General features: G+C 72.3%; 9 protein-coding genes. 1 reads left to right on the top strand and 8 read right to left on the bottom strand.

Features of this window, described 5'->3' with window-relative positions:
* Positions 1–30: 30 nt before the first annotated feature.
* Genes NLX94_RS07160 through NLX94_RS07145 form a run of 4 tightly spaced genes read right to left on the bottom strand, consistent with a single transcriptional unit; the run spans position 31 to position 5,217 of the window.
* The gene (locus NLX94_RS07160; RefSeq protein ID WP_308402395.1) at positions 31–729 is read right to left on the bottom strand and encodes a histidine phosphatase family protein; all 699 of its coding nucleotides are present in this window, start codon (positions 727–729) and stop codon (positions 31–33) included.
* A complete protein-coding gene (locus NLX94_RS07155) occupies positions 726–2,276 on the bottom strand; it encodes an FGGY family carbohydrate kinase (RefSeq protein WP_254381733.1) in 1,551 nt (516 codons plus the stop codon). The genes NLX94_RS07160 and NLX94_RS07155 overlap by 4 nt, the downstream gene beginning before the upstream one ends.
* Complete coding sequence (locus NLX94_RS07150; RefSeq protein ID WP_254381732.1) at positions 2,269–3,816, bottom strand: FGGY-family carbohydrate kinase; 1,548 nt, start codon at positions 3,814–3,816, stop codon at positions 2,269–2,271. Before NLX94_RS07150 ends, NLX94_RS07155 begins: the two co-directional genes overlap by 8 nt.
* A 6-nt stretch (positions 3,817–3,822) precedes the next feature.
* Positions 3,823–5,217, bottom strand: coding sequence for an MFS transporter (locus tag NLX94_RS07145; protein WP_254381731.1), 1,395 nt, complete (start codon positions 5,215–5,217; stop codon positions 3,823–3,825).
* Positions 5,218–5,513: 296 nt separating this feature from the next.
* On the opposite strand from NLX94_RS07145, the gene NLX94_RS07140 reads away from it, so the two are divergent.
* The gene (locus NLX94_RS07140; protein ID WP_254381730.1) at positions 5,514–6,371 is read left to right on the top strand and encodes a DeoR/GlpR family DNA-binding transcription regulator; all 858 of its coding nucleotides are present in this window, start codon (positions 5,514–5,516) and stop codon (positions 6,369–6,371) included.
* A 77-nt stretch (positions 6,372–6,448) separates the two neighbouring features.
* Here NLX94_RS07140 and NLX94_RS07135 read toward each other — a convergent pair whose 3' ends face one another.
* From NLX94_RS07135 to NLX94_RS07120, 4 genes are all read right to left on the bottom strand, one after another.
* The gene (locus NLX94_RS07135; RefSeq protein ID WP_254381729.1) at positions 6,449–9,457 is read right to left on the bottom strand and encodes a glycoside hydrolase family 38 C-terminal domain-containing protein; all 3,009 of its coding nucleotides are present in this window, start codon (positions 9,455–9,457) and stop codon (positions 6,449–6,451) included.
* Between the two features lie 48 nt (positions 9,458–9,505).
* Positions 9,506–10,759 carry a glycosyl hydrolase gene (locus NLX94_RS07130; protein ID WP_254381728.1) on the bottom strand — a complete coding sequence of 418 codons (1,254 nt, stop codon included), beginning with the start codon at positions 10,757–10,759 and terminating at the stop codon, positions 9,506–9,508.
* Between the two features lie 79 nt (positions 10,760–10,838).
* Positions 10,839–11,768 carry a carbohydrate ABC transporter permease gene (locus tag NLX94_RS07125; protein ID WP_254381727.1) on the bottom strand — a complete coding sequence of 310 codons (930 nt, stop codon included), beginning with the start codon at positions 11,766–11,768 and terminating at the stop codon, positions 10,839–10,841.
* Complete coding sequence (locus NLX94_RS07120) at positions 11,768–12,760, bottom strand: carbohydrate ABC transporter permease (protein ID WP_254381726.1); 993 nt, start codon at positions 12,758–12,760, stop codon at positions 11,768–11,770. Before NLX94_RS07120 ends, NLX94_RS07125 begins: the two co-directional genes overlap by 1 nt.
* Positions 12,761–12,763 lie beyond the last annotated feature (3 nt).

Genomic DNA, 12,763 nt, shown 5'->3' with positions numbered 1-12,763 from the left:
CGGGTACGGGTACGGATGCGGGGGTACGGGTCATCGCGGAGCCGGATCCCCCGTCCGCGTCGGGGCGTTGAAGGACAGCAGCGCCGCCCGGCCGTCTCCGGTGGCCCCGGAGAGGCGGATCTCGGTGGTGGTGGCGTTGTCGAGGACGGGGAACACCTGCCGGTACGCGCCGAGTTCGATGCCCAGCAGGTCGCAGAGCAGGACCCGGAAGAGCGCGTTGTGCCCGACCACGAGCACGCGCCCGCCGGGGAGGGTGCGGGCCGTCTCCTCCAGGCAGGCCCGGGCCCGGGCCGCCGCCCGGCGGGGGTCCTCCCCGCCGGGGAGGTGGTGGGCGACCGGGTCGCGGAGGAAGGCCGCGTGCTCCTGGGGGAAGCGTGCGCGCATCTCCGCCAGGCTCAGCCCCTCGCCCTCGCCGAAGTCGATCTCGTAGAGGCGGGCGTCCTCGCGGGGTGCGATGCCCAGGGAGCGGGCGGCGGGTGCGGCCGTGAGGCGGGCCCGGGCGAGCGGGGAGTGCAGCACCGCGTCGAAGCGCTGCCCGCGGGCCCAGTCAGCGAGTTCATCGGCCTGTCGCAGGCCGCGCTCGGTCAGCGCGACGTCGGCGCGGCCCGCATAACGGTTCTCGGCGTGCCACACGGTCTCGCCGTGGCGCACCAGCACGAAGTCGGTCGTCGGGCGGTCCTGCACCGGGTGCTCCTTCATCGGGTCGGCTTTCACCGGGTCGGATGTCACCGGGCGGCCCTTCCCCTCGCGTGGTCGGCCACGGCCCGGTCGAGCCAGCCGCGCCGGACGAGCTCCTCCACGAAGGAGACGTAGACGGGGAGCCAGCGGGCGGTCCGCGCGGGGTCGGGCTCGATCTCCCGCTCGATGCGGACCATGGCCGCCGCCGCGTCCTGGAGGGACGCACCCGAGGAGGTGGCGGCGAGCACCGCCATGCCGAGGGCTCCCTCGGCGTGTTCCGGCAGGCGCACCCGGCGGCCCAGGACGTCGGCGCGGAGCCTGCTCCAGTAGGCGTTGCGCGCGCCGCCGCCGGTGAGGGTGAGGGGGCCGTCGACGGGGGCGCCGAGGAGGTCGAGGTAGTCGAAGCAGAGGCGTTCGAGGCAGGCGACGCCGAGGAGGTACGCGTGGAAGCGCTCGGCCTCCCCCGCCTCCCCGGGCTCGCCCGCCTCCCCGGCCTCCCCGCCCGCTGCGAGGAGGAAGCCCCGCGCGTCCGGTGCCCGGAAGGGGAAGCGTTCGCCGCCGGTGGAGACCAGCGGGTAGGCGACGGTGTCGCGGTCGAGCTCCGCGCCCTCGACGGTCAGCCGGTCGAGGTCCGCGCCCGGGAACTCGCGGGACAGCACGCCGGCCCCGCTGCCGGAGGCCCCGCCGGGGAGCCAGGCGTCGCCGGGGCCCCGGTGGCAGTAGACGACGCCGTGGGGGTCCCGGACCAGGTGCGGGCTGGCTCCCTTGAAGACCAGGGTGGTGCCGAGCACGGAGTTCCAGGCGCCGGGGGCGAGGGCGCCCGCGCCGATCTGCGCGGCGCAGCCGTCGGTCATGCCGGCGACGATCGGTGTTCCCTCCGGGATGCCGGTGAGCTCGGCCGCCTCGGGGCCGACGCTGCCGATGACGGCGCCGGGGCGTACGACCTCGGGCAGGAGCCCGGCGGGGACGCCCAGGTCGGCGAACTCCTTCTCCGGCCAGCGCTCCTCGAGGAGGTGGTAGCCCGTCTTCAGGGCGTGGCTGGCGTCACTGGCGACCTGCCGGCCGGCCAGCCGCCAGGTGACGAGGTCCACCTGGTGGAGCAGCCGGGTCCCGGGGGCGGCCGCCGCCGGTTCGTTCTCCAGGAGCCACAGGAGCTTGGGCAGGGCCCAGGAGGGCTGCATGGAGCGGTAGCCGAGCTCCTGCCAGACCCGCGCCCCGGCCTCGTTGGCCCGTACGGCCTGCTCCGCGGCGCGCCCGTCGTCGTACATGAGGCCGCGGGTCAGCGGGGTGCCGTCGGGGCCCGCGAGCAGGATGGTGCCGGAGGTCCCGTCGAGGGCGAGCCCCCGGACGCGGTGGGGCTCGATCCCGTCGAGGGCCTCGCGGCAGGCCCCGGTGAGGGCGCTCCACCACTGCTCGGGGTCCTGCTCGTGGCGGTTGCCGTCGCGGTGGCTGGTCAGCGGGCGGGAGGCGGCGGCGAGGACGTGGCCGGCGGAGTCGACGGCGAGGCAGCGCGCGGACTGCGTACCGAGGTCGAGGCCGAGCCAGACGGCGTCCTGCGGCAGGGAAACGGGTCCGGGTTCGGGTGCGCGGTCAGGCACGTACGGCTCCTTGGAGTTCCCCGGTGCGGGTCGGGCGGGTGGTCGGGCGGGAGAGGGAGAGGGGCGCCGGGCCGCAGGTCCAGCCCGCTTCGCGGACGAGGCCGCGCCAGTTCAGGAACTCCCCGTAGCGGGCCGCGTAGAAGTCGGCGCGCTCCGGGTCCGGCTCCCAGCCGGAGGTCATCCGGACGTAGTGGGAGGCGGCCGAGTGCATCGAGGATTCGGCGCCGGAGAGCACCAGGCCCGTCAGGAAGGCGCCCTTCGCGCCGAGTTCGGTGTCCACCGAGCGGGCCGTGGGCACTCCGGTGACGTCGGCGATGAGTTGGCACCAGTCGTCGCTGTTGGCCCCGCCGCCGCACAGCCGCAGCTCGGTGACGTTCGTACGGGAGGCCACCAGCGAGTCGCGCAGGACGAGGGAGAGCCCGTCGAGGACGGCGCGGGCCACGTCGGCGTTCGAGTGTTCCAGGGACAGCCCCCAGAAGGTGCCGCGCGCGCCGGGATCGAGGAAGGGGGCCCGCTCCCCCGCGGGCGAGAGGTACGGCAGGAAGCTCAGGCCGTTCGCTCCCGGTACGGAGTCGAAGGCGAGCCGGGTGAGATCGGGCGGGCCGTCCAGGCCGAGCAGTTTCGACGCCCAGACCAGGACCTCGGCGCCGTTGAAGGTGGGGAAGGCCCGCAGGACGCGCTCGCGGCCGCGGTAGGCGATGTTGATGCCGGAGGGCTCGCCGGTGGTGTCGATGCCCTTGCGGACGATCTCGGTGCAGAGGGTGGTGCCGAGGATGGTGCACGCCTGGCCGGGGTTGACGACCCCGACGCCGCGGGCGGTGGCGGCGATGTCGTACGGGGCCATGACCACGGGTAGTCCGGCCGGCAGGCCGAGCTGTCCGGCGGCCTGCGGGGTGATCTCGGCGATCCGCTCCTCCTCCCCGAGGACGCGCGGCAGCAGCCTGCGGTGCGCGGCGAGGCCGAAGAGGTCGACGATGGTGTCGTCGTAGTCGCCGGTGGCGTGGTCGAGGAAGGGTGCGGAGGCGTCGGACTCGTCGGTCGCGACGGTGCCGGTGAGGTTGAGGAAGAGCCAGCCCGCGGCGGTCAGGGAGGCGGCCGATCCGGCCAGGCGCTGGGGGTCGTGGGAGCCGAGCCAGCTGAAGACGGCGTTCGGCATGCCGCTGCACGTGAGGGAGCCGTTGCGGCGGAAGGCCTCTTCCAGGAGCCCTTCGCTCTCCCAGCCGGTGAGGATGTCCCCGGCGCGGCCGTCGGACCACAGGATGGCGGGGCCGGTGGGGCGCCCCTCCCGGTCGATGAGCCAGGCGCCGTCGCCCTGGGCGGTGAAGGTGACGAGCCAGACGGGGTCGTCGATGTCGGAGAGGGCGTTGCGGACGGTGTAGACGACCGTGTTCCACACGGTGTCCATGTCCTGTTCGGCCCAGCCGGGGGGGCGGCGCAGGACCTCGGTGCCGAGCCGGGAGACGGCCAGCTCGTTGCCCTGGTCGTCGAAGACGACCGATTTGATCATGGTGGTGCCGACGTCGATGGCGAGTACGGACATCGTGGGTCACCGTCCCTTCGTGTTCGGGGAGAGGAGCTTTTCGGTGGGGTCGGCGTGCGGCAGGTTCCCGGCCTTCGGGTCGGCCTCCGCAGCAGCCTCCGGGGCGCCCGCCGTGCGCGGCGTCGGCGACGCGCCGCTGCCGGTCGTCTTGATCACCAGCATCAGGAGGGCGCTGACCGCGTGGAACCCGGCGAAGATCCAGGTGACCCCGCCGACCCCGAGCGGGCCGAGGAAGAGGCTGACGGTGAGCGGGCCGAGGAAGGCGGAGGCGCCGGCGCCGAGGTTGAGGGCGGCCATGGCCTGGCCCTTGTGGCTCGGGGCGATGGACGTCATCAGCGCGGAGAGGGGTACGTAGCCGGAGAGCGTGGCCCCGTAGAACACGGCGACCAGCAGGCACACCGGGTAGACGCCGCCGACCGCGTCGGGCACGTGGAAGAGGAGGAGGGAGGAGATCGTGCAGCCGACGCCGCCGCACCAGGCGACGGTGGTGCGCCAGCCGATGCGGTCGCCGATGACGCCGAAGGCGAGGTTGGTGACGATGTTGGTGCCGAACATGACGGCCACCAGGCGCAGCCACTGCTCGTTGCTGAGGCCGACCGTGTTCATGAACCAGACCGGCAGCATGACCATGAAGCCGAACTGCGAGGCGGTGTTGAACATGCGGACGACGGCGCCGGCGCCCACGCGCGGGTTGCGGTAGAGGATCGTCAGGGAGCCGACCAGGCCGGCCATCGGGCTCTCGCCGGGCGGGGCGAGGCGGGAGGATCCCGTCTTCTCCTTGATGAGCAGCAGCGGCAGCAGGCCGCCGACCGCGACGACGCCGAGGGCGACCCACAGGGTGGCGTACTCGCCGATGACCGGGATGAGGAGGCTCGCGCAGAGGGATCCCAGCGTGGGCAGGCCCGCGGAGAAGGCCGACCAGAACCAGCCCATGGCGCTGCCCATCTGGCGGGGCGGGGCGACCGCGGCGATCCAGACGAGGAAGGCGTAGGCGAAGAGCGGGAAGGCGAGGCCGCGCAGGGCGTAGCCGATGAGGAGGAGGCCGTACTCCTTGGAGGGGATCGCGACCGCGAGGAAGAAGACGTGGGTGACCGCGAAGGTGATCAGCCCGCACCACATGACCTTGCGGGGGCCCCACAGATCGGAGAGCGCTCCGGAGAGCCAGGCCGCGACGGCGCCGGTGAGCCCGTACACGGTGAAGATCATCGCCACGTCGGAGGCGGCGATGCCGAGGCCCTCCAGGTAGGGCGAGAGGTATCCGGCCTCGATGCCCACGCCCGTCATGAAGATGACGAGGCCGAGGTAGCCGGAGGATATGGACTGCGGGATGCCCATGCGGGCGAGGCGTGAGGTGGGCGGGCCCTCTCCGCAGTGCGCGAGGGGCTGGGGGGTCTTCGTCATTGATGTCCCCGATCGGCGTCGATGGAGTCGATGCGATGAAGTGGATGCGGTGGGGTGGATGGCGGCGGGGCCGCGGAGGCGGGTCTGCGGACCGGCGGCGGTGGCGGTCCGGTGCTGGGTGACCCTGGCAGGAACGAGCTAACAATTCCGGTGAAACCGGCGTCAACTTCCTGTGGACATCTCCCTCGGAAGGGGCCGTATCCCATGTGAGAAGGACTTAAGACTCGCCGTCTGACCTGCGGGGATACCAGAGGATCGAGTGAAGAAGCAGAGAACTTCACCCGAGGAGGGCGCGGATGGCACCGAGTTCAGCTCCAGCGGAGGAGGCCGGGAGCGGTACCGACGGGAGCGGTCCCGACGGGGCCGCTCCCGCTCAGGACCGCTGCGAGGCCCGCGAGGAGCGGCGCCGGCTCATCCGGGAGGAGGCGCTCGCGCGGGGGTTCGTACGCTCCGCCGATCTCGCGGCCGTGCACGACGTCTCCCTGATGACCGTCCACCGGGATCTGGACCACCTCCAGGCCCAGGGCTGGCTGCGCAAGGTGCGCGGCGGGGCGACGAGCGAGTCCTCGCCCCGCTTCCACGGCAGCGTCACCGCCCGTACGGAGGCCATGGCCTCGACCAAGCGGCGACTCGCGCGGGCCGCGGCCCAACTGCTCACGCCCGGGCAGACGGTGATGCTCGACGACAGCACGACGTGCGCGCAGATGACGCGTTACTTCGTGGAGTCGGCGCCGCTGACGGTGATCACGAACTCGCTCCCGGCGATGACGGGCCTCGCCCGGCAGCCCGGAGTCCAGCTGATCTCGCTGGGCGGCACCTACTTCCCCGCGTACGAGGCCCACATGGGGCCGCACACCGCCGACAGCATCCGCGAGTACAGCGCGGGCATCGTGTTCATGTCGGCCACCGCCATCACCCGGGGGCGCCTCTACAACACCTCGCCCGAGACCGTCCAGGTCAAGCGGGCCATGCTGCGGGCCGCGAAGTGCCGGGTGCTGGTGGCCGACCACACGAAGTTCCGGCAGGAGGGGCTGTACGCGCTCGCCCCGCTCACGGACTTCGACTTCCTGGTGGTGGACGACGGGCTCGGCGCGCGGGAGATCCGCGCCATCAGGGAGCGGGGCACGCAGGTGGTGGTGGTCGCCCGGTCCTGAACGCGCGGACCGCCGGTGCCCGGCTCCGGCGACGGCGGAGTCGGGCACCGGCGGTCCGGTGCGAGGGTCCGGGGCGTTCAGGCCCGGGTGAAGCGGAGCGTGCGCAGCTCGAAGGGGCGCAGCTCGACAGGGATCGCGGCGTCCACCGGCTCCGCCGGGCCGACCGGCCGTTCCAGCAGGTCCACCGGGGTCACCGAGGCGGCGGCGAATCCGGCCGACAGGGTGGCCCGGGCGCGGGCGCCGCGTGCTTCGTGGAAGCGGACCACCACGTCGCCGCTGCCGTCGTCGGCGAGCTTGACGGCGGTGACGACGACTCCGTCGTCGGAGACCGACACCAGGGGCGCCACCGGCGCGGCTCCCCGGAGTTCCCGCTCCGGGAGGTTGACCCGGTAGCCCTCCCGGACCGCGTCCCCGATGGAGGCCCCGGTCACCAGTGCGTGCCGGAAGCGGTGCAGGCCCTGGTCGGTCTCCGGGTCGGGGAAGCGCGGGGCGCGCAGCAGCGAGGCGCGCAGCGTGGTGGTGGTGCCGCGGTCCGAGGGGCGCACGGTGCGGGTCAGGTCGTGCCCGTACGTGGAGTCCGTCACCAGCGCGACGCCCCAGTCCGGCTCCTCCAGGTGGACGAAGCGGTGGTTGCACGCCTCGAACTTGGCGGCTTCCCAGGAGGTGTTGGTGTGGGTGGGCCGGTGGTAGTGGCCGAACTGGGTTTCCGAGGCGTACCGCTCGGCGTGCACGTCCAGGGGGAAGGCCAGCTTCAGGAACTTCTCCGTCTCGTGCCAGTCCACCTCCGTGTCGATGTCGAGCCGCGGCGATCCCGGCGCCAGCGAGAGCAGCTGGACGACGCGGGACCCTCCGAAGGAGCGCACCACGCGGACCGATCCGTCGGGTCCCGGCGCGACCTCGTCGGCGTCGAGGAGGTCGGTCACGGTGTTCCGGTAGAACACGTCCACGTCCCAGGCGTCCCACATGTTCGGGAAGTCGGGGTGGATCTGGAGGAGGTTCGCCGCCTGCCCCGGCGCCACCGCCTCGCGCTCCCCCACCAGGTCGTACGCGGACACGACCAGGCCGCGTGCGTCGACCTCCACCCGCAGCAGGCCGTTGTCGAGGACGAACCCGCCGTCGGCGCGGACCGTCCGCGCACAGGCCGGCGCCCCGGTCCGTACGTCCGCGCCGCCCGCGGCGATGCCCCGGCGGGCGTGCGGGGCGGAGTTGAAGACCAGCGCTTGTGCGCCCTCGCCGGCCAGGGCCCGCTGGGCGGTGTCGATGATGCCGAGCAGTTCCCGGGCGACCTCGGCGTACGTGGCTTCGGCCTCGCGGTGGACCCATGCGATGGAGGAGCCGGGCAGGATGTCGTGGAACTGGTGCAGCAGGACCGTCTTCCAGATGCGGTCCAGCTCCTCGTACGGATAGCAGAACCCGGGGACGCGGACCGCCGCGGTGGCCGCCCAGAGCTCGGCCTCGCGCAGCAGGTGTTCGCTCCTGCGGTTGCCCTGCTTGGTCTTCGCCTGGCTGGTCAGCGTCGCCCGGTGCAGTTCGAGGTACAGCTCGCCGACCCAGACCGGCGGGTCGGGGTACTCCGCCTCCGCCTTCTCGAAGAAGGCCCGCGGGGTCTCCCACGCGACCTGGGCGCTGCCTTCCAGATCCCGCATCCGGGCCGCCTTGGCCACCATCTCCCGGGTGGTGCCGCCGCCCCCGTCGCCCCAGCCGGTGGGTGCGAGGGAGTGGCGGGCGACGCCCTTGTCCTTGAAGTTGCGTGCCCCGTGGGCGATCTCGCTGCCCTTCATGGAGCAGTTGTAGGTGTCGACGGGCGGGAAGTGGGTGAAGATCCGGGTGCCGTCGATGCCCTCCCACTGGAAGGTGTGGTGCGGGAACTTGTTCGTCTGGGACCAGGAGATCTTCTGGGTCAGCAGCCGGGTGGACCCGGCCGCCTTGATGATCTGGGGCAGGCCGGCGGCGAAGCCGAAGGTGTCGGGCAGCCAGGCCTCCTCGTTGTCCACGCCGAAGTGCTCGATGAAGAACCTCTTCCCGTGCTCGAACTGACGGGCCATCGCCTCCGATCCCGGCATGTTGGTGTCGGCCTCCACCCACATGCCGCCGGCCGGGACGAACCGCCCTTCGGCCACCGCCTTGACGACCTCGGCCCACACCTCGGGCCGGTGGTCCTTGAGCCAGGCCCACTGCTGGGCCTGGGACATCGCGAAGACGAAGTCCGGCTCGGACTCCAGCAGGGCGGTCATGTTGGAGGTCGTACGGGCCACCTTGCGCACCGTCTCGCGCAGCGGCCACAGCCACGCCGAGTCGATGTGGGCGTGCCCGACCGCGCTGATGCGGTGCGCGGAGGGTTCGGCGGGCGAGGCGAGGACCTCCTCCAGCTCGGCGCGGGCCGCGGCCGCGGTGCCGTTGATGTCGGTCAGGTCGACCGCGTCGAGGGACCGGGCGACGGCCCTGAGGACGGACGAGCGGCGGGCGGAGTCGACGGGGAGCTCCTGCATGAGCTCGCCGAGCACTTCCAGGTCCATGACCAGCTGCCACACCGTCTCGTCGAAGACGGCCAGGTCCATCCGGGTCAGCTTGTACTGCGGCTCGGACCCCGCGGTGTCCTTGTCCCCCAATTGCGTGGGCAGGAAGGGGTCGTAGTCGAGGATGACCGGGTTCGACGCCGCCTCGATGCGCAGGTGGACCTGCTCTCCGCCGGCCACGGGGGCGCCGATGCGCACCCACTGGTTGCGCGGGTTGAGGCCCTTGACCGGGGTGCCGTCGGGCCGGTAGACGAGGCCCTCGCACTGGAAGCCGGGCATGTTCTCGTCGAAGCCGAGGTCGAGGATCGCCTCGACGGTCCGCCCCGCCCATTCCTCGGGCACGGTCCCGCGGACCTCGATCCAGGTGGTCCCCCAGGGGGTGCCCCACAGGTCGCCGACCTTCGCCGGCACCGTCCCGGCCGCCAGCCCCTCCTCCACCGGTACGGGCTCCCCGGGCGCCACCCACACCCCGATGTCGAGCGGAACCGAGGCCGGGTGGACGGCCGGGCGGATGCGCTCGTCCAGGACTCGCTTGAGCCGGCCTTCGACAAGTGCGCGGTCGTCATGCATCAGGGGTACTCCTTGCAGCGGGAGGGTGTTCCGGGAAAGAGGGGGGTGCTACGGGACCTGGTCGGGGGTGACGACCTCAGTGATCCCGCGTGCGGCGAGGTGTGCCGGGTCGGCGGCGCGGTCGGCTAGCACGGTGGTGGGGCGGGCGCCGTCGGCGGTGAGCTTGAAGAACGCCTCGAAGACGGCGCCGCCGGGGGCGCACACCGACCGTGCCGGGGCGGTGGTGCGCTCGCCCGCGTCGACGACGAGGGCGGTGGTGCGCGGGGCCGGTGCGTAGGTGCGGGCGCCTTCCCGCAGCTCGCGCGCGGTACGGGCGAGGACCCGGGCGGTATCCTTGGGCCGGCGGTCGTTGGTCATCAGGCCGAGGCCGTATTCGAGTTCGGGGAAGTCGGCGAGTTCGCGGGAGACGTCGTGGGAGCACCACCAGGTGATGCCCCACAGGTCCTCGCAGTCCAGGGCGCTCTCCACGGTCGCCTCGGTGAAGGCGGCCGCGTCCCCGGCCGGGATCAGCGGGGCGGGGGCGCCGACCTCCTGGAGCCAGACCGGGCGGTGCGGATCGCCGGCCCACGCCTTGGAGAGCTCGACGAGGTACGCCGCGTGGTGCTCGGTGGCGGTTCCGGTGCGGCCGTGGCGCTGGGCGGTGCCGTTGAACACCCAGGAGTGGACGGCGGTGACCGCGCCGTGCCGGGCCGCCTGGTCGGGGGTGAACGGCATGTCGTCCTGGTACCAGCAGGCGTCGTACTCGGCGTGCAGGTGCGTCCTGCCGGGGGCTCCCTCCTCGCAGGCGGCGAGCATCCGGGTGAGCCAGGCGTCGATCTCGGCGGGGGTGGCCCGGTCCGGGTCGGGGTGCGGACCGGCCGAGAACTGGTTGATCTCGTTGCCCAGCGTCATGCCGATGAAGTTCGGCCGGTCGGCGAGGGCGGCGGCGAGCGTGCGCAGGTAGTGCGCCTGCCCGCTGACGACCTCGGGGTCGGTGAAGAGGTTGCGCCGGTGCCAGGTGCGGGTCCAGGCGGGCAGGTAGTCGAAGCTCGACAGGTGCCCCTGGAGCCCGTCCACGTTGACGTCGAGTCCGCGTTCGGCGGCGGCGTCCGCGAGATCGAGGAGGTGCTCCACGGCGCGCGGGCGGACCAGGGCGCGGTTGGGCTGGAAGTACGGCCAGAGGGGGAAGACCCGTACGTGGTCCATGCCGAGGTCGGCGATGGAGTCCAGGTCGGCGCGGACCGCGTCGGGGTCGTAGTCGAGCCAGTGGTGGAACCAGTTGCGGCTGGGCGTGTAGTTGACGCCGATGCGCGGGGGTTTCATCAGGGGATGCTCCGTCGTGTTCGCGTGCGCCGGGAGGTGTGGCGCGGCGGGCGGTGTGGTGCGTCGGGAGGTGTGGTGCTCAGCCCTTGACGGCGCCTTCGCCCACGCCCTTGAAGAAGAACCTCTGGAGGCAGGCGAACATCACGATCAGCGGGGCGACGGCGATGATGGTGCCGGCCGCGATGACCCGCTGGTTGCTGGCGAAGGTGCCGTGCAGGAAGTTCAGCCCGACGGTGAGGGTGAAGTTCGCCGAGTCGGAAAGGACGATGAGCGGCCACAGGAAGTCGTCCCAGGCGCCCATGAAGGCGAAGATGGCGACGACGGCGAGGGTTCCCTTGACGGCGGGGAGCGCGACGCGGGTGAACCGCTGCCACACGTTGGCCCCGTCGACGATGGCCGCCTCCTCGACCTCGTAGGGGATGTTGCGGAAGGCGTTGCGCATCAGCAGCACGTTCATCGCGCCGATGCAGCCGGGAAGGACGACCGCGACGAGCGTGTCGTTGAGGTCCAGGGTGCGCATGGTGGCGAACTGGGCGATCATGATCGCTTCCATCGGCACCAGCAGGGCAAGGATGAAGACGATCCCGGCCGGGCCCCGGCCCTTGAAGCGCAGCCGGGCGAGTGCGTAGCCGGCCATCGCGGCGCCGAGGATGTTCGTCAGGACGCTGGTGCAGGCGACCTTGAGGGAGTTCAGGATGTAGTCCCAGACCGGGATGATGTCCGCGACGCCCTGGTAGTTCTTGAAGGTCGGGTCCTGGGGCAGGAGCCGGGGCGGCGAGGTGAAGATGTCCTCGGTGGGGCCCTTGAGCGAGGTGGACAGCTGCCAGAGGAACGGCCCGATCATGATCAGCAGCATCAGCAGGAGGCCGGCGTAGCGCAGGGCGGTGAGCCAGCCCGGGCCGGCGCGGCGGGGCCTGCGCTTCGGCCGGGGTGCGGGCCCTCGCTCGGGCCCCGACTCGGGCTCGGGCGCAGACGCAGAACGTACGGTGGTGGGAGCGCTCGCCGTCATCAGTCCTTCTCCTTCCGGTCGGCCCGCAGGACCAAGAGCATCAGCAGCAGGGTCAGGACGAACAGCACGATCGACATGGCCGAGGCGTAGCCGGTGCGGCCCTGGAGGCCGGTGCCGACCCGCTGGATCAGCATCACGAGCGTGGTGTCCTCGCCGCCCGGTCCGCCGGTGGGTCCGGCGATCATGTAGACCTCGGAGAAGACCTTGAAGGCGGAGACCGAGGAGAGGGCGCCGACCAGGACCATCGTGGAGCGGACTGCCGGCATGGTGATGGAGACGAAGCGCCGGACGGGGCCAGCGCCGTCCACCTCGGCGGCCTCGTGGAGTTCGCGCGGTACGTTCGCGAGCGCCGCCAAGTAGATGATCATGTAGTAGCCGAGGCCCTTCCACACCGTCAGCGCCATCGCGCTGAGCAGCAGCAGCCACTGGTTGGAGAGGAAGGGCACCGGATCGATCCCGACCATCTGGAGCATGCCGTTGACGAACCCGCGGTCGTCCAGCATCCACACCCACATCAGGGCGACGACCACGACGGACGCCACCACCGGGGTGTAGTAGGCGGACCGGAAGAAGCCGATGCCGGGGATCTGTTTCTGCACCAGGAGGGCCAGCAGCAGGGGCAGCAGGACCATGCACGGCACGACGACGACCACGTACAGGGCGCTGTTGCGCAGGGCCACCCAGAACCGCTCGTCCTGGAGGAGCGCGCTGAAGTTGTCGAAGCCGACGAACCGGCCGGGGGTCAGCGTGCGGGCGTCGGTGAACGACTTCCAGACGGTGGAGAAGAAGGGGTAGAGGTTGAAGGCCAGGGTGATCAGCAGGCCCGGCGCCAGGAACAGCCAGGGGCTCAGGGGCTGATGGGTCCGCAAGGGCCGGCGGGTCCGCGGGACGGCCGGGCGGGGTGCGCGCCGGCCGCGTGAGGCGGTCGCATCGCCCGGGCCCCCGCCCCGGGCGGAGATCTCGCCCGGGGCCGGTTCGGTGGAAGTGGTCATCGG

The organism is Streptomyces sp. TBY4 (assembly GCF_024213195.1).
Lineage (GTDB): Bacteria > Actinomycetota > Actinomycetes > Streptomycetales > Streptomycetaceae > Streptomyces.
The sequence above is the reverse complement of the archived record's forward strand: the minus strand, read 5'-3'. Positions and strand labels throughout refer to the sequence as shown.

Excerpts from the sequence above, each read along its gene's own strand:
- NLX94_RS07135 (WP_254381729.1), bottom strand. The coding sequence starts at position 9,457 with ATGCATGACGACCGCGCACTTGTCGAAGGCCGGCTCAAGCGAGTCCTG.
- NLX94_RS07120 (WP_254381726.1), bottom strand. The coding sequence starts at position 12,760 with ATGACCACTTCCACCGAACCGGCCCCGGGCGAGATCTCCGCCCGGGGC.
- NLX94_RS07125 (WP_254381727.1), bottom strand. The coding sequence starts at position 11,768 with ATGACGGCGAGCGCTCCCACCACCGTACGTTCTGCGTCTGCGCCCGAG.
- NLX94_RS07130 (WP_254381728.1), bottom strand. The coding sequence starts at position 10,759 with ATGAAACCCCCGCGCATCGGCGTCAACTACACGCCCAGCCGCAACTGG.
- NLX94_RS07145 (WP_254381731.1), bottom strand. The coding sequence starts at position 5,217 with ATGACGAAGACCCCCCAGCCCCTCGCGCACTGCGGAGAGGGCCCGCCC.
- NLX94_RS07140 (WP_254381730.1), top strand. The coding sequence starts at position 5,514 with ATGGCACCGAGTTCAGCTCCAGCGGAGGAGGCCGGGAGCGGTACCGAC.
- NLX94_RS07150 (WP_254381732.1), bottom strand. The coding sequence starts at position 3,816 with ATGTCCGTACTCGCCATCGACGTCGGCACCACCATGATCAAATCGGTC.